Here is a 20722-nt window from a genome sequence, read left to right as displayed (position 1 = left end):
GTTTCATACCGGTTGCGGCTTCGTCTTTATAAGTGTCAACACGTGAGGGAATAACTTGACGCAGATAGTGGTTGTTTTCCATACCGACAAAAATCACTGTGGATGATAGCCTGGCGGCGTTCGAAACTACCTTTACCGTTAACGGCTATCAGATGAGCGTGAACATCGGTCAGACACGGTGTTAAACACCTAAGATTATAATATACTGAATACAAAAAAAATGGTGCAATCAAAACTATTTGCCGGGCAATAGTTACCCTTTTGATTTGACTAAACGTTTTTATAGGTACCAGTTCAATATCCGCAGACCCGGTCGCAGGCCACCTCACCCACGTTAAGCGTAGCGTTCACACCGGGCAATTCGGTGTTGCAGATACCAGACCTCAGCAGTGTAAAGCCCGCACTTCTTTGCGGTTACAAAATAGCCTGTCGCCATCAGCGCACTGATCGAGCAAGCCCGTATAAGAGTGCGAATTCCCCAATTGTTAGTGTTTTGGCACCCATTAACCGACTATTATTTATAGTAACATTGCCGATACGTGTAAAGACCAAACTGGTCAATTATGTCCGGCTATAAACTAACATGACAGGGAGATAAGGGTTTGAAGCAGCTTTTTAAAACGTTTTCCAAGGCAATGATCGCAGGTACGATGGGTGGATTGGCTGCGTGTCAGTCGGGGATTATTGGGACCGGACCAACACTACAGCGATCGGTTCTGTACAGCGATCAAGCGCTGCCGGAAAGCACCGCCACTACCGCTATGGTGACCGGTACAACCGGCGCAGCCGCGCAACAGGCCGGTGTCGATATCCTGCGAGCCGGCGGCACCGCGGCCGATGCCGCAGTGGGCACTGCAATGAAGCAAATTTGCCTCGCTGCCGGTGCCTGGGTCAGTTATGCCGGTATTATGAACGTTGTTTACTACGAGGCGGCCACGGGTAAAGTCTACAATATGAATGCCTCTTATAATACTGTCGCCGGGGAAACCGACCCGGCCTCCATTCCACCAGTAGAGTTTTCCCGCCGGCATTCCAAAGCCGCGATAGCACCCAATGGTCGCTCGGTACTGGTACCCGGTTTTATGAAAGGTGCGGATGAACTGGTCAAACGCTTTGGCAGGCTAAGCCTGGCCGAAGTAGTGGCACCCAGCGTGCAGTGTGCCGAGCAAGGGTTCACCTGGCACGAAGTCCCCGACCAGATATTTGCCTTTCGCAAAGATTTACTGGCTCGCGACGCTGAAACTAAAGCCGTTTTTACCAGCCCGAACGGTGACAACTATCAAGTCGGCGAGACGTTTCGGCAACCGGCACTGGCGCAAACCTTGAAAGCGTTTTCTCAAAAAGGCGCCGATTACATCTATAAAGGCCCATGGGCGAAAAAGCTGGTTGATAAAGTTCAGGCCATGGGCGGTAAGCTCAGTCTTGCCGATATGGCCGGCTACGAGGTGATATGGAGTGAACCACTAAGCACCCAATACCATGGTTATGATGTGTACGTCCACGGCCTGCCCGCAGTTGGCGGCGTGGCTACCGTGGAGGCGATGGAACTGTCAGAGCTGGCCAAACTGCCGAGCATGGGCCACTACAGTGAATCCCCCGAGGCGCTGCTTTGGATGAGTAACATTACCCGTGTCGGCATCTCAATGACCTATGCAGCGGAATTAGTGGGCAAGGCGTTAAGTATGGACCTTTCACCGCAAAGCCGCCTTAAACCCGAGGTCAATGAAAAAATCTGGCAGTTGATAAAAGCGGGCCACTTTCCTGGTGTCGTGTCACCAAAGAAAATAGTACCAGCGCATTCGGATGGGGTTGTCGTCATCGATCAATGGGGCAATATTGCCACCATGGTGCATACCATAAACACCGAAATGTGGGGCACCACCGGCCTGTTTGTCGATGGTGTCTCGATTCCCGACTCAGCGTCAATTCAAGTGCCGCAGGTGGCTGCTGTGACACCGGGTGAGCGCCTGCCCGACCCCACTAATCCCGGGCTGGTGCTCAAAGACGGCAAGCCTTTTCTGGGCTTCGCGTCCATTGGCGCCGGTTTGCATCAACGCACCCTATCCTGTTTGATCAGTGTGCTGGACTTTGGTATGACGCCCCAGCAAGCGATCAACGCACCGGCCTGGGGCTTCCTCAAATTCGATGCGAAGGATCCCACCAAACAAACCCAGCAGTTTGGTATCGGCGATCTGGAGCCGCAGATGATTAAATCGCTTAACGCCATGGGGATGGAGATTGACGAGAATGATACTACCCGCGGTTACTGGATTGGTATCCAGATTGACCCCGAATCCGGACAGCTCAAAGGCGGCAGCCCTCGCGCCTTGGGTGAAAGTTTGGGTGGGCGTGCAGTTGGCTACTAAAACCTCGACCATCTAACGCATGCGCCAACAGTAAACGGCTGCGTAACAGCCGTCGAATCTCTTTTACCAAATCTGCAACCAGGCCAGTGACAGGGGATTTAATACAATGCAGTTAATCAACAGGTTGATCACCATCGGTCTGGGCATCGCCGCGCTCGGCTGTGAAGTGCCAGTCGATACCAGCGCAGTAAAAGCTAAGCGCGACAGCGTCGGCATCGAGGTTTACCAGCGCGCGGAGCGTCTGATGGGACCACAGTTGAATCGGCATGTGCACAATGTGTTTATCGTGCCGCACTGGGTGGGCGATAGCGATGACTTCTGGTACAGGCGCGAGGCTAAAGACAGCCATGAGTTTATGTTGGTACAAGCTGCGACGGGAAATCAGCAGTCTGCGTTTGATCACGACGCTATCGCGGCGGGTTTGTCCGCTGCCGGCATCAGTGGTGTTAATGCGCAACAGTTACCGTTTACCGAATTTAGCTACAACGCCGATCGCAGCGCCATTCACTTTGTCATCGACGCGATCGAGTATCAGTGCCAGATCGCGACAACAGGTTGTCAAACGATTGCAAGAGCCGCAGCGAAACCCGCACCGGCGGGAGTGCTGGTATCCCATAACGGCAAATTTGGCGTGGAAACCCGTGCCGATAACAACCTATGGTTACTGGACCTGACAACTAACGACAGCCGCCAGCTAACCTTTGACGGCGGCGAGAACATCGGTTATGGCCTGTACCCGGACAACCGCGCCAACTTTGTCCCGCGTTACTATGCACGCAAAAATGAAGACAAAAAGGACCTGCCTGCCAACACGCTATGGTCACCGGACAATCGCACAGTATTGGTGCCGCTCATAGACCAGCGCCATGTGCAGCCTTATCCTTTTATGGAATCGGTGAGAAAAGACGGTAGTTTTCGTCCCCGGGTTCACAATGTCCGCATACCCATGATCGGTGAAAAACCAGCGTTTTTTGTCTGGTATTTGGTGGATACAACAACAGGTAAGAAACAGCGTGTCGATCTTCCCTATGACCAACTGTTACTGATTCAGCAGGACTATATCGCTGTGCGGGACGTCTGGTGGAGTGACGACGCCAGCCGGCTCTATATGGCCGCCCACGGGGATAATCTGGAGTCGGGCTTTTTATTTGAGGTGGATATCACCAGCGGCAAAAGCCGGACCGTGATCAAAGAAACCCTGTCCCCGCGTTTTGATATGAACTCCTCACAGTATTATCCGGCTAATGTGCGCATACTCAAGGACGGCGCCGAGGCACTGTGGTGGTCGCAGCGCAGCGGCTGGGGACATGTCTATCGTTACGATATAAAAACCGGCAGACTCCTCAACGCCGTTACCAGCGGCAACTGGTTAGTGCGAGAGATTATTGACGTCGATGAGCAGCGCAATGTCATGTACTTTACCGCCGGCGACAGCATACCGGGCAGCAACCCCTATTATCGCCATCTCTACCGCGTTAACCTCGACGGCACTGATCTAACGTTGCTGACACCGGAAGACGCCGACCATTTGTTGTTACCTGAAGACCCTTTGATATCCACCGATGGCATAACACCCTACCGCGCCATTTCCCCCAGTGGTCACTACGCGGTCTATAATTATTCCCGCGTCGACCAGCCCACGCGTTTTGCCATCAGCCGTATCACTGATGGCAAGGTCATAGCCGTGGTGAATGAAGTGGATGCCAGCGGTTTGTATGCACAGGGCTGGCGTCCACCGGAGGAATTCAAGGTCATAGCGCAGGATGGAAAAACCGAACTCCGGGGTGTTATTTACAAACCCAGCGATTTTGACCCCGATAAGCAGTACCCCATTATCAACGCGCAATATAATAGCCCGTTGATCGCCGTTGCACCGCGCCACTTTTTCCAGGCTTATCGCGGCCGAGCACCGCTGGCGCCGTCATCCTACGCAGAGCTCGGTTTTATCGTGGTGTCCTTGGATGCGCGCGGCACCACCTATCGCTCTGCCGCGTTTAACCATTACGGCGACGGCAAGCTCAACCAAATTGGCCTGGACGATCACGTGCATGCGATAACAGAGCTGGCTAACACCCGCCCCTATATGGACATCGACCGCGTCGGTATCGTGGGGTTTTCCTATGGCGGCTACACTACCATCAGAGCCATGCTGGAATATCCGGAATTTTTTAAAGTCGGCGTTGCGGGTGGACCGGTGGCTGATATGCATGCGATGTACGACGACTTTCACTGGACAGCGTTTCACGGCAAGCCGCGCTACGGCAATGGCACACGCTGGTCAGGCGACGACAAGACCGAGATACCGGAAAACTTTAAGTCGATGGCGTCATCGTTAATGGCAGATCGATTACAGGGAAAGTTGCTATTGCACTTCAGTGAGCTGGACGAAAACGTACCGCCGGCACAGGTTCTGCAATTTGTCGATGCGCTGATTGCCAACAATAAAGATTTCGACATGTTATATTTGCCCAACCGCACCCACTCTTTTATCGCTGAAGGTTACATCATGCGCCGCCAGTGGGATTACATGGTTGAGCATTTATTGGGTAAAACGCCGCCAAAGCAGTATAAACTTGATATTAACCGCCGCTAAAAGCGAATCAACTGAAAACCAATCAAAAAACACACCGTTCTCCGCCTGCGAGGGATTGCACGGCGGATTTTCAGCGGCTGGTCACCGTTTACAGATATTGTTATGCCGGCAGGGCTGACCAGTTGAGGTGTCGGGAGGCGCGCAAGCCACAACCGGTGAGGTCCTTCACCAGCAGGGCACGGTCACTCGGATTCAGAAATTCACCCACTTCGACGATACCCTGATCACCGCAGACGCAGACGTGCTGGTCATCGGCGAACGGATTATCCGAGTGCACCATAATGGACGCCCCCGGCCGGCAAAAGGACCAGGAGCACTGTGGTGAGCCTATTCCCCTTTCAATGAGCAGGCGCCGATCGTCGATATAGATCACTTCGGTCAGCCGGGTGCGGCGCTGGACGTAACACATCGCGAAGGCCAGCAGGGCGAGCTCAATACCGGCAAAAGGCACAATAACCCAGGCGCCTTTCAGCAGCACGCCTACGCTGATAAACAGTGAAACAGCAAAAAACGAGGCCAGTACCCAGAGGTTTGCCTGCCAGGTCAGTGAGCGATTGGGCGACAAGATCACCTTGAACCCCCGTCCCCGCGCCAGCGCCTCGGTCCTAACCATGCTTTAACCTCTTGCGGTTCAGTTCGGTATGATACCAGACAATAGTCTAGTACCTAACCAGACATTCGGCCGAACCGCAAGCGCCGGCAGCAACCCGCCTGTTAAGACGGCAGCAATGCTTTAACGGCGTCGCGCTCCTCCTGCAGCTCCTGTTCCGTGGCAGTCATTTTTTCGCGGGAGAAATCGCTGATATCGACCCCCTGCACAATCTCCCAGTCGCCGCCTTTACACACGCAAGGGAAGGAGTAGATCAACCCCTTTTCGATACCGTAACTGCCGTCACTGTAGACACCCATGCTGGTCCAGTCACCGGCGGCGGTGCCCTGTGCCCAGTCGCGCATATGAAAGATGGCAGCATTGGCGGCTGAGGCGGCACTGGAGGCACCGCGGGCATCGATAATGGCGGCACCACGCTTTTGCACGGTGGGAATAAAATCGCTCGCGTACCAATCGTGATCCACCAGGTCTGTGGCGGCGGCGCCGTCTACCTTGGACTGGTGGATATCGGGATACTGGGTGGACGAATGATTGCCCCAGATCGTCATATGGGTAATATCGTTGATCGATTTACCGGTTTTTTGCGCCAACTGGGTCAGGGCGCGGTTGTGATCGAGGCGGGTCATGGCGGTAAACTGGCGCGGGTCCAGGTCCGGCGCATTGCGCTGGGCAATCAGTGCATTGGTATTGGCGGGATTGCCCACCACCAGCACTTTGACATGGCGGGAAGCGTGGTCATTCAGGGCCTTGCCCTGCACGGAGAAGATCGCCGCATTGGCTTCCAGCAGGTCTTTGCGCTCCATACCCGGCCCCCGCGGACGGGCACCTACCAGCAGTGCGTAGTCGACATCTTTAAATGCCTGATTGGCGTCATCGGTACAGACCATACCGGCCAACAGCGGAAACGCGCAGTCGTCCAGCTCCATCGCCACGCCTTTAAGGGCGTCGAGTGCCGGTGTGATTTCCAGCATTTGTAAAATGACCGGCTGATCGGTACCTAACATTTCACCGGCGGCAATGCGGAATAATAAAGAGTAGCTGATTTGACCGGCAGCTCCGGTGACGGCGACTCGAACGGGTGCTTTCACAATATCTCTCCGTTAACACTGAGGGTTGGCAGGGGGGCCGTCGAACGGCGGCCTGGCGGGTGGCAATTATAGGGAATTACAGGAAATTTGCCAGTTACCGGGCCTAGCACACACCCTGGTAGCGCGCCTTAAGGGCAGCGTAAAGATCGTCCTTGAAGGTTGCCGCTGCGCCATCGAGGCCCTGGACGATGTCGACCAGGTGTTCGTTGTCCTCGCGATCGCCCCACTGCTTTTTGTAGGTGCCCTCCTGGTAGCCGTGATCCTGGCGAAAAAAATTCAAGACATTCTTCCCCACATAACCGGTGTAGAGCATGTCGAAGCTGAGATCGATGCCCGCCATCAACCGACCGAAGCCCGCCACATCAAACCGGCGCTCGGCAAGGGTACGGGCGGCAAACGCCTCCAGGTCCAGCCGAAAATCCGGCTCATCGGTGGCCACTACCAGCGTTTCATCGATATGGCGGGCCAGGGCTGCCGGGGATTGGTCGGATTGCAGCAATAAACTGAGACCAAAGTGCCAGATGTCGATGAGTTCGAGGCGCACCTGCTCGATATCCGGCGTCTGCTTCTTCCACCACTTCCAGCCGTAGTGGTCGAGCAGCTCGGCACATTCAATCCAGATGGCCCGGTACCAGGCAAAATCCTGCCGGCGCCAGTCGTTGTTGACCCTGGTATTCATATCGTCCTGCATCGCCAACATGACTTCTACTTGCTCTTGCATATCTCCCCCGAACACCGGCCTGTCTTTGTTGACCTGCCTTCTATATGACCTGCCTTGATTGACAACCCCCGCCCGGCGACGGGGCAGCGGCAGTTTATCACAGCCTGTCCCCGATGGAGCCGGAGGCGGGTTTTAACCCCACCCGCCCTGCCAAAAGCGCGGTTTTTGAGGTGTGCGGCGTCACACAACGGTCATCGAATTCACATGTTTCTGTCATAACTCCGCTCTAGGGTATGCGCTAAAGGAGGGCTTCCTCATGCGTTTACTACAAGATAGCCACATACTTGAGAGTATTCACCGCTGTGACCTCGTTACCTTCAGCTGGTGTCTGCGCCGCAAACACAGAAGTGCCCTGATCAAGCTGAGCCGCCTGATCTCACGTAGCGCCGACGGCCCCCTCTACGCACTCGGCGCCCTGGTGCTGGCCTGCTACGGCAACTGGCAGATGGTATCGCTGCTGGGGCTGGCCTTTGCAGTGGAGCGCCTGGTGTATTTCTGCTCCAAGCGCCACTTCAAGCGCAACCGCCCACCCCAGGCGATTCCGGGCTTCGAAAGTGTTATCAAGCCTTCGGACCAGTTCAGTTTTCCCTCCGGCCACACATCGGCGGCGTTTCTGACCGCCGGTATCCTCAGTCACGCATTCCCGTATCTGAGCCCCCTGCTCTACCCCTGGGCAGCGGCGGTGGGCGGTTCGCGGGTAATGTTGGGCGTGCACTTTCCAAGCGATATCGTCGCCGGGGCTCTGCTGGGGCATACGTTGAGCCTGCTGGTACTGACACTCAGTGTTTAAGCATTTCGCATTTAAGGCAATGACATGAAAATACTCTACGGTGTGCAAGCCACCGGCAACGGCCATATCACCCGCGCCCGCGCCATCAGCGCGGCACTGGAAAACACCGACCTGCAGGTCGATTACCTGTTCTCCGGGCGCGAGCGGGACAAGTTCTTCGATATGAAGCAGTTCGGCGACTGGCGCTGCCTGAGCGGTATGACCTTCGTGCACCAGGAGGGTAAGATCGACAACCTGCGCACCCTGCGCCACAATAAAATACTGCAGTTTTTTCGCGATATCCGCGAGCTGCCGGTCGACGACTACGATCTGGTTATCACCGATTTCGAGCCGGTGTCGGCCTGGGCTGCCAGGCGGGCGGGGAAAACCTGTATCGGCATCGGCCACCAGTACGCTTTCGACTACCCGATTCCACTGCGCGGCAGTACCCTCAGTTCGCGGATGATCATGCGCCACTTCGCACCGGCCAGTCTCTCCCTGGGCCTGCACTGGCACCATTTCGGCCACAATATCCTGCCCCCCATCGCCGATATTCCCGCCGGCGCAGGGCGGCATGTCGACCCCCGGAAGATAGTCGTCTATCTGGGATTTGAGTCACCACAAAAGGTGATGTCGCTGTTGGAGCCGATGGAGGATTACATCTTCTACTACTACGGCGAGTTCGAACGGCACGAAGACCGCGGCAATATTCAACTGCGCCCGCTGAGTCGCAGCGGTTTCCAACAGGACCTGCACACCTGCAGCGGCGTGATCAGCAATGCCGGTTTCGAATTGGCCAGCGAGGCGATACAGCTCGGCAAGAAACTGCTGGCAAAACCCCTGCAGGGCCAAATGGAACAACTTTCCAACGCCGCGGCCCTGGAGCAGCTTGGCCTGGGTATGACCATGAACAGTCTCGATGCCGGTACCATCCGCCACTGGCTCGACGACTGGAAAGGGCCCCAAGTTGTCTATCCCGACGTTGCCGGAGCCATCGTTGACTGGCTGGTAGCAGGCGACTGGAAGGATTCCTCCAACCTGGTGACCAATCTGTGGGCGCAGGTGGAGTCACCGGACATTGCCGACTTTGCCGCCAATCCCAAACCCACCACCAGCGCCACTCTCGCCGCGAATACCGGCCGGGCCGCTTGAGGCCGACGGTAGGCCATGCACGGGGTACGCAGCCCTTGCGGTCGCGTTACCGGGATCAGGCCGCGCGGCGAAACAGTGTGTCAACAGCCGGTTGCAGTTCGGGAGAAATCGGGTCAGCCACGGGCGCGGGGAAACAGTCTAAAAAAATTGGCGGCCGTGCGCGCCGCCAGGGTCTCAAAACTAACCCCTTTCAACTCGGCGACAAACTCCGCCACCTCTCGCACATACTGCGGTTCATTGGGTTTCCCACGATAAGGCACCGGCGCCAGGTAAGGCGAGTCGGTTTCGACTAACAGTCGATCCAGGGGCACGCGTTTCACCACATCCCGCAGCGCGCTGGCATTGCGGAAGGTGACTATGCCGGAAATGGAGATCAGGTAATTCATATCCATGGCTTTCGAGGCCATCTGCCAGTCTTCAGTAAAACAGTGCAGGACCCCGGCGTGCTCGAGATCACCGTGGGCGCGAATCAGCTCGAGGGTGTCATTGCGCGCGTCGCGGGTATGCACAATCACCGGCAGCGCTGCCGCGGCGGCGGCTTCGAGGTGAGTGGCGAAACTGCGCCGCTGCAGCGGCTTACTGTCTGCGCTGTAATAGTAATCGAGACCGGTCTCGCCGATGGCGACGATCTTCGGGTGGCGAGCCCAGTCCACCAGTTGCGACTCCGAAGCCAGGCCGCTCTCTACGTCCAGCGGGTGAACGCCGACGGAAGCCACGACCGCATCGTACCGTTCGGCGATTGCCAGCACCTGCTCCCGGTGTTGCACACTGATACCGACACAGAGAAATTTTTCGACGCCGCGCGCCTGTGCCGCCGCGAGCGCATCGGGCAAACCGCCCGGGTAGGCGCCGAGTTCGAGGCGGTCGAGATGACAGTGGGAATCGATCAGCATGTAGTTGGGAGCATATGGTTGGGAGGATGCAGTTGGGAGCGAAGAAACCGGGATCGACTTACATTGTGTGGGTGGGCCGGTCGGAATCCAGGGAGCCCGCCAGGTAGGTTTCTATCTTTTTCGCCGCTGTATCGTCCTGATCGCTGAATTGCACGCCGATACCCGCGGCGCGGTTGCCTTGCGCGCCCTTCGGCGTCACCCAGACCACCTTGCCGGCGACGGGGATCTTCTCCGGCTCATCCATCAGGTTGAGCAGCATAAACACTTCGTCACCCAGCTTGTAAGACTTATTGGTGGGAATGAAAAGACCGCCATGTTGAATAAAGGGCATATAAGCAGCGTATAGAACAGCTTTGTCTTTAATGGTCAATGACAAGATGCCGTTGCGTGCGCCCCCTCCCAAACCTTTCATACGCTGTTCAATGCTCCGCTGCCTGGTTGGCTTGTCTGATCGCCGGGTAATGGCTTTAACTTAATCCATTACGGGTGGACTGTCTAGTACGGGTCCCCGGGTGAACGGCGTTGGCAGGGGTTGTCATTACCGACCCGGGCATGCCCGGCAATCAATCCGATACAGGACCTTAACGCGCAACTCTAATACGGGACAGCGCTCCCCAGTCCATAAACACTTCTTCCAACAACAGTTGCTTGTTGGGATTGGCACCACTGAGCAGTTGTCGTTTGGCTAGCAAAAGTTTGTCGACGTAGAGGTACAAATGCACCGGTTGTATGCGCGCAAACACCGGTGCGAGCCGGTCCATATCCCCGCCGGACGCCATCGGTGCCGCTGCCCCCGCCAGTTGCCGGGCCCCCATTTGCAGCCAGCCCAGCAGCCAGTCGAGCACCTGTAAGGGCTCGGCGCTCATAGCGCTGGCGGCGCCGTCCAGAGCCGAGCGCCGGCCTTCGGCCACATCGAGTAAACCGGCCAGCAATTGCCCGCGCCGCTCCAGGCCGTCCCCCTCGACCAGCGCCAGCGCCGCCAGCGGCGCCCCCCCGGCCGACTGCAGCAACACCCGGGGGTCTTCACCTTTGACCAGGGGCGCCAACCAGGACTCCGCCTGCTCCGCCGTGGGCGTTGCCAGCGGCAGGTTGTGACAGCGACTGCGGATGGTCGCCAACACCCGGCTGGGCGTGTGGCTCACCAACAGCAGCAGAGTATCGCCTGCAGGTTCCTCGAGGCTTTTCAGCAGCGCATTGGCGGCGTTGATATTCATGGCTTCGGCCGGGGCGATAACGGCAAGTTTCATACCGCCCTGCTGCGCGGTCTTGGCCAGGAAGTCCACCAGTTCGCGAATTTGATCCACCTTGATCGCTTTACCGGCCTGCTCGGGCTGCACCCGGACCAGATCCGGGTGGGTGCCGGCCCGATTCAGCTCACAACCGCGGCAATCGCCACAGGCCAGCCCGCTGCGCGGTGCGGCACACAAGAGATACTGGGCCAATGCCGCGGCGAAATGCGCCTTGCCGATACCCTGCTGGCCACCCAGCAACAGCGCGTGGGGCAGTTTACCCCGCTCCTGCCACTGTATTGCCTGCTGCCACTGCGGCTGCTGCCAGGGGTAAGGTAACGTCAGGGTCTCGGTGGTGTGAGTCATAGTCAGGGTATCGGATGGGGGACAGCTAACTTAGCAGGCCGGTTGATAAAATACTATCCGCAACCGGCCCGCAACCGGCTACTGAAACAGCGCCGCCAGCGCCGGTTTGATAGCGGCCTGCACCCGCTCCAGCGGCTGCCCGGCGTCCACCACCCGATAGCGCTGGGGCGCCAAAGCTGCGCGCTCCAGATAAGTGCTGCGCACTTTCTCAAAAAAGACCGCGGCTTCATGCTCGAACCGATCCGGTTGCCCCCGCGCCCGCGCCCGCGCCAGCCCCTGCCCAACTTCGATATCCAGCACCAGGGTGAGATCGGGACGCAAATCGCCCTGCACCAGGTTTTCCAGTTGCGCGATATGTCCCATCTCAACCCCGCGGCCGCCGCCCTGGTAGGCGTAGGTGGCGTCGGTAAAGCGATCGCAGACCACCCATTTTCCCGTCTCCAGGGCCGGTACCACCAGCCGCCTGAAGTGCTGGGCGCGGGCGGCAAATACCAGCAACAATTCCGCTGTCGCATCCACGGCCTCGTCGCGGTTTTGCAACAGCAGCCGGCGGATATCCTCCGCCAGTGGGGTGCCGCCGGGTTCCCGGGTCACCAGTGGCTCGACCCCCCGCTCGCTGAGGCAGCGGGTAATAAATTCGATGTTGGTGGTTTTACCGACACCTTCGATGCCTTCAACCGTGATAAATTTTCCGCGCTGCATAGTGATACTTTTAATTGCTGTTTTTTACCGATTTTAAAAGTCCAGTGGCCAGTGACAGTGGCCGTTATTACCGGAGTTGGACCCAATGCCCCTACCTTAAGCGTATTTGCATCAGTTTATCTAATCTCCGACTCAATCGAACCGACCTCAATTAAGTGTACTGAAGGTAGGTCTGGCCCTGGCTGAAGCCTTCAGAAACTCTCGACAGCAGGGATGCTGTCGGGAAGCTCCCAGGGACGGGTCCACAGCGTGTTTCTGAAGGCTTCAGCCAGGGCCAGACCGGTCAATTAGTACATATTTGCTTAAAGAAGTGCCACTGTGGTTGGGCCCATTACCATCGCACCACTTACCACAGCCGGCGACGTTTAATTTTTCGGTTGCGGCGCCGACCGGTAATCTTTCTTGCGCCGGACTATCTGGTAGCGGCGAACCGCTTTGTTGTGTTCCTCCAGGGTATTGGAGAACTGGTGACTGCCGTCGCCCTTGGCGACAAAGTACAGCGCTTCGGAATCATCGGGATGCAGGGTCGCATAAATGGCTTCGCGCCCCGGCAGGGCGATGGGTGTCGGCGGCAACCCCCTGATAACGTAAGTATTGTAAGGCGTTGCCTGGCGCAGGTGGCGCCTGCGAATATTGCCATCAAAGTCACTGCCCAGTCCATAAATAATGGTCGGGTCGGTCTGCAGGCGCATATTGTTTTGCAGGCGCCGCACAAACACGCCGGCGATCTGCCGGCGCTCCGCCGGCTGGCCGGTTTCCCGCTCGACGATGGACGCCATGATCAGCGCCTCGTAGGCATTCGCATAGGGCAGCCCCGGCGCTCGCGCCGCCCACTCCCGCTCCAGCAGGTCGCGCATACGCCGGTGGGCCTGCCGCAGGATATCCACATCGCTCATGCCCCGGGTAAAACGGTAAGTGTCGGGGAAAAACCAGCCTTCGGGATGGTCGACATCCATGTCGAGCACCTCCAACTGGCGCTCGACACTGAGATCGGCCAGTTGCGCCGTTAAGCGGGATTCGGCATGGAGGGCCGCCAGTGCCTGGGCGTAGGTCCAGCCCTCGACCAGGGTGACCTGATAGCTGACGACATCGCCGCGCACAAGCTGTTCCAACAGCGACCGCGGACTGGTGCCGGGCGCTACCTTGTACTCCCCCACCTTTATCCCCGTGGCCCCGGTCAGGCGTCCATAGGCCACTAGAATCTGCGGGTGGTGAAGCACACCTTCAGATCGCAACCGGTGGGCCACCCGGACCAGCGAATCGCCAGGTTTAAGCTCTATGGAGAGGCCTGCTTCGGCCAGCGGCAATGGCTTTTTCAACCAGTGCAGGCACCAACCCAGCCCGGCGCCGGCAGCTAACAGCAACAACAACAGAGCCACAGAGAGCCGCATTTTTATCGACCTGGTCTTTGTCAACTTAGCGCCCGCCGTTCATCCAGATAGGTTTCGAAGCACTGTTGCAGGGCCGCCGTCACCGGACCGCGGGGATAGTGCCACTGCTCCACGGCGAGCACCGGCCAGATACCGTTAACACTGTTGCAGAGAAAGATTTCATCGGCATCGCGCAGCATCTCGAGCGACAAGCGCGCCTCCTGCACCGGCGACACCGGCGGCGTCAAACGCGCCACCAGTACTTCCATAATTATTCGCCGGGCGACACCGGCAACACCGCATTGGTCCAGCCGCGGTGTGATCAGGGCAGCGTCTTTGACGATAAACACATTGCTGGCGGTGGCCTCGATCACCTGCCCGTTTTGATCCAGCAACAATCCCTCGGCTATCGCCGTATCGGTCCACTCCCGCCGCGCCAGCACATTCTCCAGCCGGTTCAGATGTTTGAGGCCGGCCAGTGCCGGATTGGTCCCCAGGCGTTGGTTGCAGACACGGACTTGCACACCGGTGCGGCAATGAGACACGGGATACGCCGGCGGCGGGTAGAGCCCCGCCACGATCGTGGGGGTCGGCTCCGCGGGCGTCGCATAGCCGCGTCCCCCCTCTCCGCGAGTCACCACCAGCTTCGCCACACCAGTATCAACGGCATGGCGGGCCGCCAGCGCCAGCAACTGATCCTTGTGCGCCGTCAGTGTAGATAGCGGCAGGGGGATGCCCAGGCATTCGCAACCGGCCAGCAGGCGCTGTTGATGGTAGTCCCACAGCGGCAACGTACCGCCGTCCAGGATCAGGGTTTCAAACACGCCGTCGCCGTAGGCAAAGCCGCGATCCAGCGGGGAGAGTGTGGCGCCGGGCCGGCCATTGACGAGGAATACAGGAGCGAATGCAGACATAAAAACAGTTTATAAAGAAACCTGAGCCCGAAACCAGCCCGGTGCCGATATCGATCCGCCGTCAAACTCTGCGAAATATCAATGAGCCGTTGGTACCGCCAAAGCCAAATGAGTTCGACAACACCGCTTCAATAGGTCTTTCCTGAGCGGTGTGCGGCACCAGATTGATATCACAACCGGTGTCCGGATCGTCCAGGTTAATGGTCGGCGGCGCCACCTGGTCGCGAATCGCAAGCACACTGAATATCGCTTCGATCGCCCCGGCCGCGCCCAGTAAATGTCCCACCATGGATTTGGTGGAACTTACCGCAACCTGATCCACCGCTGAACCCATAATCCGTTTGATCGCCAGACACTCGGCGACATCGCCGGCGGGTGTAGAGGTGCCGTGGGCGTTGATATAATTGATGGCCTCCAGGGCGACCCCCGCGTCGTCGACGGCATTCTGCATCGACAGACTGGCGCCGGCGCCGTCCTCCGGCGGCGATGTCATATGATAGGCATCGCCGCTCATACCAAAGCCGGCCAGCTCGGCATAGATGCGCGCCCCGCGGGCACGGGCCTGTTCGTATTCTTCCAACACCATCACCCCGGCACCGTCACCGAGTACAAATCCATCGCGCGCCCGGTCCCATGGGCGGCTGGCCGCCTGCGGATCGTCGTTGCGGGTGGACAGGGCGCGAGCGGCGGCAAACCCCCCAAGTCCGACCGGGGTGGTCGCCATTTCCGCCCCCCCGGCAACCATGGCGTCGGCCTCGCCGTACATGATCATGCGCGCGGCCCAGCCGATGCAGTGGGTACCGGTGGTACAGGCAGTGGTGACCGCCACATTGGGCCCCTTGAAGCCGTACTTGATCGATAGATTGCCGGCAATCATATTGATGATGGCACCGGGCACAAAAAACGGCGAAATACGGCGCGGCCCCTTGTGCTCGATGGTCAGCGCCGTGTCTTCAATCGAGCCGATGCCGCCGATACCGGAACCGATGGCGGCGCCGATACGCCCGGCATTGGCCTCGTTGACTTCCAGGCCCGAATCCGCAACCGCCTGCAGCCCGGCTACCATGCCGTATTGAATAAACGGGTCCATCTTGCGGGTTTCTTTAGCGGGCATGTATTCATCCAGCGCCAGATTTTTTACCGAGGCGCTAAAATGCGTGCTGAAAGCTGACGGGTCGAATGTTTCGATAGGTGCCACACCGCTCTTGCCGTTGACAATACCTGCCCAACTGTCGGCAACGGTATTGCCCAACGGGCTGACCATGCCTAATCCAGTAACAACTACTCTTCTACGCGACACAAGTATCCTCCCGTTTTTTACCGTTTCCGTTATCCACTACAGAAGTTCTACACAGAGGCTCGACACAGCGGTTGGACCCATAGACGCGCCTGCAAATCAGCCACACTGTCCACACCGCTTAAAAAATGAAAAGCCGTACTATTTTGCAATAGAACGGCTTTCGAGAATAAACGTCAGTCGGGTGAGACTAAACAATTACGCCAGGTTTTGATTGATGTAATCGATAGCCAACTGCACAGTGGTGATTTTTTCGGCTTCTTCATCGGGAATTTCAGTTTCAAATTCCTCCTCCAACGCCATCACTAACTCCACTGTATCCAGTGAATCCGCTCCCAGGTCTTCAACAAATGACGCTTCACTTTTTACTTCTTCTTCTTTCACGCCCAGTTGCTCAGCAACAATTTTCTTAACGCGTTCTTCAATGCTGCTCATAGTGTTTTTTAACTCCTAGTCGTTAAATTCGGTTACGCCGCGGCCGGTAGCCTTGTCAACGGCTCTAGTTTTCGTTCGGTTACTGCGGCCAACACGAGCGCGCATTTTACATCGATTTTTGCCGCGTTGTAATCCATTGGGCTAAAAATCTTTATTTCAAAGAAAAATATCCATATAAAACAACAAGTTAAACCCAAATATCAAGCCATATACATACCGCCGTTCACATGGATGGTTTCACCGGTAATATACCCGCCGGCGGCATCGGCCAGAAAACAGACCACCGCCGCGATCTCCTCCGGTTGGCCCAGGCGACCCAGGGGAATCTGGGACAGCATCAGGTCTTTTTGCTCGGCGGGCAACACCTTGGTCATGTCGGTATCGATAAAGCCGGGCGCCACTGTATTGACGGTGATACCGCGCGAGCCGACCTCTTTTGCCAGGGCGCGCGCAAACCCGGCCACGCCCGCCTTGGTGGCGGCGTAGTTGGACTGGCCGGCGTTACCCATCGCACCCACCACCGAGCTGATATTAATGATACGCCCCCAGCGCGCTTTCATCATTTGCCGCAGGCAGGCCTTGCTCAACCGGTACACCGCACTGAGATTGGTGTCGATAACATCGCACCACTCATCTTCTCCCATACGCATCAACAAATTGTCTTTGGTGATGCCCGCATTGTTGACCAGTATCTGCGGCGCGCCGTACTGCTCTTGCATTGAGCGCAACAATTCGGCAACGGCGCCGGCATCGGTCACATCGAGTACCATACCGCTGCCTTTTATGCCTTTGTCGGCAAAGCGCGCGCTGATTTTCTCAGCGCCGCCAGCGCTGGTTGCCGTACCCACCACCACGGCACCGGCAGCGCCTAGTTGATCGGCAATGGCCGCACCGATACCGCGACTGGCGCCGGTCACCAGCGCCACTTTATCTGCAATACTCATGTCGTTATCACCCTGCTGTTGACAATACTTCCAGCGTTTTATCGAGCTCTGCCGGTGTGTCCACCGCACCGGTGACGATAGCTCGCTGGATACGTTTATTGAGACCTGCCAGCACCTTGCCCGGCCCGCATTCAACGGCGGTTTCAATACCGGCCGCCGCCAGTGCGTTGACACAATCGACCCAGCGCACCGGACTGTAAATCTGTTCGATCATCAGTTTCTTGATACTCTCGGCATCCGCTTCAGTGCGCGCGTGGACATTGTGTACCACCGGTATGGCCGGCGCCGTAAATACTGTCTGCGCTATCTGCTGTGCCAGCTGCTCGGCGGCCGGGCGCATCAGTTCAGTATGAAAGGGAGCACTTACCGGCAGCGGCATGGCACGCTTGGCGCCGGCCTCTTTGCACAGCGCAATGGCGCGATCGACAGCCGCTTTATTGCCGGCAATCACCACCTGACCGGGGGAGTTGAAGTTTACCGCAGCCACCACGTCCGACCCGGCGGCCTCGCTACAGACCGCCTCGATAGCGTCGTCATTCAAACCGATGATAGCCGCCATGGCACCCACCCCCGGCGCCACTGCCGCCTGCATAAACTTGCCGCGCTGTTGCACCAGCCTTACGGCGTCGACAAACCCCACCACACCGGCACAGACCAGCGCCGACCACTCGCCGAGGCTGTGTCCGGCGAGCAGGCGCGGCGCGGGGCCGCCGCGCTGCTGCCAGACCCGCCACAGCGCCACACTGGCGCTCAACAGCAACGGCTGGGTGCGCTCGGTCAGACTGATATCCTGTTCGGTGCCGGTCTGCACCAAATCCCACAGATCGTAACCCAAAACCTCACCCGCCTCGGCAAAGGTCTCGCGCACCAGTGGATAGGCCGCGGCCATATCGGCGAGCATGCCGATTTTCTGAGAGCCCTGCCCGGGGAATACAAACGCCAGATTTTTACTCGTCATATCGTTTATCAACTCTAGTTTGATCGACTTTTTTAAATCTCTTTTAAGTCTTTTATGAACTTTTTAGACCCGCTTTTTATAACGGCTTTTTATGTCTATCCACATTTTGTCCGGTGGCCGTTTCAACCCGCGGCGAGCCGAGGTCCAAGCCTGGGTCAATAGCCGTTATCAGCCGCCTGCAGCGCCGCGACCTGATCGTTGATCAACGTTGGAATGGACCGCTCCACCTGATCCCGGGCAGTTTCCAGGGCAAACTGAAAGCTGCGCCGATCGGCCCCGCCGTGGCTCTTGATCACAATGCCCTGCAGCCCCAGAAAACTGGCGCCATTATAGCGGGCGGGGTCAAATTGTGTGTGCCATTTTCGCAACAGAGGCTGGGCCAACTGGCCAACCAGGCGACTATACCAGTTGGCGGTGAATATCTTGCGCACCCGGTCGGCGAGCAGCAGCGCGACGCCCTCGCTCACCTTCAGCGCCACATTGCCGGCAAAACCGTCGCAGACCACCACATCCACATCGCCGCGGTAAATACCGTCACCTTCGACGTAACCCGTATAGTTCAGGCCCGGATGCCGGTGCAACAGCGCCGCGGCCAGGCGGATAGATTCGCCGCCTTTTATCGCTTCCGCGCCGATATTGAGCAGGCCGATACTGGGGCCGGGCTTATCGTCCACCGCAGCCGCCAGCACCGCCCCCATAACGGCAAACTGCAGCAATTGTTCGGCCCGGCAATCGATATTGGCGCCGAGGTCGAGCAGGTAACTGTGTCCTTTCTCTGTGGGTACGGGTTTGCAGATCGCAGGCCGGTCGATGCCCGGAAACGTATTGAGCAAGAATTTTCCCATCGCCATCAACGCCCCGGTGTTACCGGCGCTGACACAGGCCTGGGCGCGCCCGGACTGGACCATCTCCAAAGCTCGCCACATCGAGGAATTACGCTTGTGGCGCAGCGCATAGGCGGGTTTATCGCCCATGCCGACGGTGTCGGCGGCGTACTCGAAAGAGATACCGGACGGTGGATTGGCAGGCAGGAGTGAGGTCAGCGAATGCTCTTCGCCGACCAGTACAAAACGCAGATGGGGGTGAGCTTGGGCTACCTGGAGGGTCGCGGGCACGGTAATGCCGGGACCGAGATCGCCGCCCATAGCGTCAACCGCTATGCAGGTCTCGGTGGGCGGATACTCTGTAGACAACGTATCGGTGGACAAGGTATCAACCGACCCTGTCGGCCCCGTCGGCGACCGGTAGGGGTAACTTAGTCTTCGTTACCGGTTTCCACCACTTTGCGGCCGCGGTAAAAACCATCGGCAGTCACATGGTGACGCAGGTGCTTCTCACCAGTGGTCGGATCGATCGACAGTTTGGCGCCGGACAGTGAATCGTGAGACCGGCGCATACCGCGTCTGGAACGGGTCTTCTTGTTTTGTTGAACAGCCATGATGAGCTCCTATATACCACAAATTTTGTGTCTTACGGTTGCCGCCGGGACGCCTCGGTTTTCGACGTAAACTGATGCCGGCATATCTTCAGTGTCGGTTTACCTTTGTCTCAGTTCACCAATGTTTCAGTTCACCGATGTTTCAGTTCGCACTGGTATCGGTGTGCCACCGGGTTTCGGCGCACTCCTACTTCGGCGTCTTTTTCAATTGCTCCAAGACTTTAAACGGGTTTGATTCCGAAGCTTCCCGATTTGCCTCTGAAAACCGGGCGTTTTTCTGTCCGCCCTGTCCCGTTGCGCCGGTGGCCTCGCCACCGGACAATAAAGCCGGGTCAATACACGCCTCAGCGTGATAAGCGACCATCGGCAGCGCCAGCAACAACTCTTCTTCCAACACCTCGTAGAGGTCTGCCGTGCCCTCGCCGACAATCCAGGGGTCCAGACGCCTGGGCAACTGCCTGGCATCCTCTTCATCCCACACCAGCACCAGGTTCAGCGCACAGTGCAAAGGCACGGCCACCGGTTCCAGGCAGCGCTGGCAGACCAGGTTCACCTGGCCATCGAGGGTGCCGGTCAGGGTTCTGGCCTTTTCTTCATTGATACCAAATGCCAGCGCAGCCCGCACCGGGGGCCCGTCACCGACGCTGGCCTCGGTCAGTCGCGCCAGGTCCGATACCGCAATATCACCGGCCAGATTTACCCCTTGCTGGGCAAACTTCCGGGGATCGATCCGCCTGGGCAGCACCTGTTTTTGGGGGGCATCCGACATAAGCGCGCAATAATAGGCATCCGCCCCTGGTCTGTCAAAGGAAATCCATAAAAATACAGACAAAACAAGGGTTTTCGGCGTTTTTTTGATGTTATAGTGCGGCCTCTA

At 57.7% G+C, this 20722-nt stretch carries 20 protein-coding genes; 4 read left to right on the top strand and 16 right to left on the bottom strand.

Annotated features, from left to right (window positions below):
- Positions 1 to 602: 602 nt before the first annotated feature.
- Both FKG94_RS17540 and FKG94_RS17535 read left to right on the top strand, forming a co-directional pair.
- On the top strand, positions 603 to 2366 hold the full coding sequence (locus tag FKG94_RS17540; RefSeq protein ID WP_142905630.1) for a gamma-glutamyltransferase: 1764 nt from the start codon (positions 603 to 605) through the stop codon (positions 2364 to 2366).
- Between the two features lie 106 nt (positions 2367 to 2472).
- Positions 2473 to 4959, top strand: coding sequence for a S9 family peptidase (locus FKG94_RS17535; protein ID WP_142905629.1), 2487 nt, complete (start codon positions 2473 to 2475; stop codon positions 4957 to 4959).
- Between the two features lie 100 nt (positions 4960 to 5059).
- Here FKG94_RS17535 and FKG94_RS17530 read toward each other — a convergent pair whose 3' ends face one another.
- The 3 genes from FKG94_RS17530 to FKG94_RS17520 all read right to left on the bottom strand — a co-directional run bounded on the left by FKG94_RS17530 (position 5060) and on the right by FKG94_RS17520 (position 7378).
- A complete protein-coding gene (locus tag FKG94_RS17530) occupies positions 5060 to 5572 on the bottom strand; it encodes a DUF2244 domain-containing protein (RefSeq protein WP_142905628.1) in 513 nt (170 codons plus the stop codon).
- Positions 5573 to 5673: 101 nt separating this feature from the next.
- Positions 5674 to 6657, bottom strand: a complete 984-nt coding sequence (locus FKG94_RS17525) for a malate dehydrogenase (protein WP_142905627.1) — start codon at positions 6655 to 6657, stop codon at positions 5674 to 5676.
- Between the two features lie 103 nt (positions 6658 to 6760).
- Entirely contained in the window at positions 6761 to 7378 is a 618-nt protein-coding gene (locus FKG94_RS17520) for a dUTP diphosphatase (RefSeq protein ID WP_142905626.1), read from the bottom strand.
- A 256-nt stretch (positions 7379 to 7634) separates the two neighbouring features.
- On the opposite strand from FKG94_RS17520, the gene FKG94_RS17515 reads away from it, so the two are divergent.
- Both FKG94_RS17515 and FKG94_RS17510 read left to right on the top strand, forming a co-directional pair.
- Positions 7635 to 8168, top strand: coding sequence for a phosphatase PAP2 family protein (locus FKG94_RS17515; protein WP_142905625.1), 534 nt, complete (start codon positions 7635 to 7637; stop codon positions 8166 to 8168).
- A gap of 24 nt (positions 8169 to 8192) precedes the next feature.
- Positions 8193 to 9299 carry an MJ1255/VC2487 family glycosyltransferase gene (locus FKG94_RS17510; protein WP_142905624.1) on the top strand — a complete coding sequence of 369 codons (1107 nt, stop codon included), beginning with the start codon at positions 8193 to 8195 and terminating at the stop codon, positions 9297 to 9299.
- A 113-nt stretch (positions 9300 to 9412) separates the two neighbouring features.
- On the opposite strand, the gene FKG94_RS17505 is transcribed toward FKG94_RS17510, so the two are convergent.
- The 13 genes from FKG94_RS17505 to FKG94_RS17445 form a co-directional block, all read right to left on the bottom strand.
- Complete coding sequence (locus tag FKG94_RS17505) at positions 9413 to 10192, bottom strand: TatD family hydrolase (protein WP_142905623.1); 780 nt, start codon at positions 10190 to 10192, stop codon at positions 9413 to 9415.
- 58 nt (positions 10193 to 10250) lie between these two features.
- A complete protein-coding gene (locus FKG94_RS17500; RefSeq protein ID WP_142905622.1) occupies positions 10251 to 10604 on the bottom strand; it encodes a PilZ domain-containing protein in 354 nt (117 codons plus the stop codon).
- Positions 10605 to 10773: 169 nt separating this feature from the next.
- The gene (locus FKG94_RS17495; protein WP_142905621.1) at positions 10774 to 11787 is read right to left on the bottom strand and encodes a DNA polymerase III subunit delta'; all 1014 of its coding nucleotides are present in this window, start codon (positions 11785 to 11787) and stop codon (positions 10774 to 10776) included.
- A gap of 78 nt (positions 11788 to 11865) precedes the next feature.
- Positions 11866 to 12489: a dTMP kinase gene (tmk, locus tag FKG94_RS17490; RefSeq protein ID WP_142905620.1), complete on the bottom strand. Its 624-nt coding sequence runs from the start codon at positions 12487 to 12489 to the stop codon at positions 11866 to 11868.
- 365 nt (positions 12490 to 12854) lie between these two features.
- On the bottom strand, positions 12855 to 13880 hold the full coding sequence (gene mltG / locus FKG94_RS17485; protein ID WP_142905619.1) for an endolytic transglycosylase MltG: 1026 nt from the start codon (positions 13878 to 13880) through the stop codon (positions 12855 to 12857).
- A gap of 20 nt (positions 13881 to 13900) precedes the next feature.
- The gene (pabC, locus tag FKG94_RS17480) at positions 13901 to 14773 is read right to left on the bottom strand and encodes an aminodeoxychorismate lyase (RefSeq protein ID WP_142905618.1); all 873 of its coding nucleotides are present in this window, start codon (positions 14771 to 14773) and stop codon (positions 13901 to 13903) included.
- Positions 14774 to 14834: 61 nt separating this feature from the next.
- On the bottom strand, positions 14835 to 16073 hold the full coding sequence (fabF, locus tag FKG94_RS17475; RefSeq protein WP_142905617.1) for a beta-ketoacyl-ACP synthase II: 1239 nt from the start codon (positions 16071 to 16073) through the stop codon (positions 14835 to 14837).
- 195 nt (positions 16074 to 16268) lie between these two features.
- Positions 16269 to 16505, bottom strand: a complete 237-nt coding sequence (gene acpP, locus FKG94_RS17470) for an acyl carrier protein (RefSeq protein WP_142905616.1) — start codon at positions 16503 to 16505, stop codon at positions 16269 to 16271.
- Between the two features lie 200 nt (positions 16506 to 16705).
- Positions 16706 to 17449: a 3-oxoacyl-ACP reductase FabG gene (gene fabG, locus FKG94_RS17465; protein WP_142905615.1), complete on the bottom strand. Its 744-nt coding sequence runs from the start codon at positions 17447 to 17449 to the stop codon at positions 16706 to 16708.
- 7 nt (positions 17450 to 17456) lie between these two features.
- Positions 17457 to 18407, bottom strand: coding sequence for an ACP S-malonyltransferase (gene fabD, locus FKG94_RS17460; protein ID WP_142905614.1), 951 nt, complete (start codon positions 18405 to 18407; stop codon positions 17457 to 17459).
- Positions 18408 to 18562: 155 nt separating this feature from the next.
- A complete protein-coding gene (gene plsX / locus FKG94_RS17455) occupies positions 18563 to 19615 on the bottom strand; it encodes a phosphate acyltransferase PlsX (protein WP_246125227.1) in 1053 nt (350 codons plus the stop codon).
- Between the two features lie 47 nt (positions 19616 to 19662).
- Entirely contained in the window at positions 19663 to 19845 is a 183-nt protein-coding gene (gene rpmF, locus FKG94_RS17450; RefSeq protein WP_142905613.1) for a 50S ribosomal protein L32, read from the bottom strand.
- Between the two features lie 187 nt (positions 19846 to 20032).
- The gene (locus FKG94_RS17445; protein ID WP_142905612.1) at positions 20033 to 20614 is read right to left on the bottom strand and encodes a YceD family protein; all 582 of its coding nucleotides are present in this window, start codon (positions 20612 to 20614) and stop codon (positions 20033 to 20035) included.
- Positions 20615 to 20722 lie beyond the last annotated feature (108 nt).

Source organism: Exilibacterium tricleocarpae (assembly GCF_007004655.1).
In the GTDB taxonomy this organism is placed as follows: Bacteria; Pseudomonadota; Gammaproteobacteria; order Pseudomonadales; family Cellvibrionaceae; genus Exilibacterium; species Exilibacterium tricleocarpae.
This window is presented reverse-complemented; position numbering and strand designations above follow the sequence as displayed.

Bases quoted from the DNA above. Each gene is read 5' to 3' on its own strand.
- FKG94_RS17535 (WP_142905629.1), top strand. From the start codon at position 2,473: ATGCAGTTAATCAACAGGTTGATCACCATCGGTCTGGGCATCGCCGCG.
- FKG94_RS17530 (WP_142905628.1), bottom strand. From the start codon at position 5,572: ATGGTTAGGACCGAGGCGCTGGCGCGGGGACGGGGGTTCAAGGTGATC.
- FKG94_RS17520 (WP_142905626.1), bottom strand. From the start codon at position 7,378: ATGCAAGAGCAAGTAGAAGTCATGTTGGCGATGCAGGACGATATGAAT.
- FKG94_RS17515 (WP_142905625.1), top strand. From the start codon at position 7,635: ATGCGTTTACTACAAGATAGCCACATACTTGAGAGTATTCACCGCTGT.
- FKG94_RS17510 (WP_142905624.1), top strand. From the start codon at position 8,193: ATGAAAATACTCTACGGTGTGCAAGCCACCGGCAACGGCCATATCACC.
- FKG94_RS17505 (WP_142905623.1), bottom strand. From the start codon at position 10,192: ATGCTGATCGATTCCCACTGTCATCTCGACCGCCTCGAACTCGGCGCC.
- FKG94_RS17500 (WP_142905622.1), bottom strand. From the start codon at position 10,604: ATGAAAGGTTTGGGAGGGGGCGCACGCAACGGCATCTTGTCATTGACC.
- FKG94_RS17495 (WP_142905621.1), bottom strand. From the start codon at position 11,787: ATGACTCACACCACCGAGACCCTGACGTTACCTTACCCCTGGCAGCAG.
- tmk (WP_142905620.1), bottom strand. From the start codon at position 12,489: ATGCAGCGCGGAAAATTTATCACGGTTGAAGGCATCGAAGGTGTCGGT.
- mltG (WP_142905619.1), bottom strand. From the start codon at position 13,880: ATGCGGCTCTCTGTGGCTCTGTTGTTGTTGCTGTTAGCTGCCGGCGCC.
- pabC (WP_142905618.1), bottom strand. From the start codon at position 14,773: ATGTCTGCATTCGCTCCTGTATTCCTCGTCAATGGCCGGCCCGGCGCC.
- acpP (WP_142905616.1), bottom strand. From the start codon at position 16,505: ATGAGCAGCATTGAAGAACGCGTTAAGAAAATTGTTGCTGAGCAACTG.
- fabG (WP_142905615.1), bottom strand. From the start codon at position 17,449: ATGAGTATTGCAGATAAAGTGGCGCTGGTGACCGGCGCCAGTCGCGGT.
- fabD (WP_142905614.1), bottom strand. From the start codon at position 18,407: ATGACGAGTAAAAATCTGGCGTTTGTATTCCCCGGGCAGGGCTCTCAG.
- rpmF (WP_142905613.1), bottom strand. From the start codon at position 19,845: ATGGCTGTTCAACAAAACAAGAAGACCCGTTCCAGACGCGGTATGCGC.
- FKG94_RS17445 (WP_142905612.1), bottom strand. From the start codon at position 20,614: ATGTCGGATGCCCCCCAAAAACAGGTGCTGCCCAGGCGGATCGATCCC.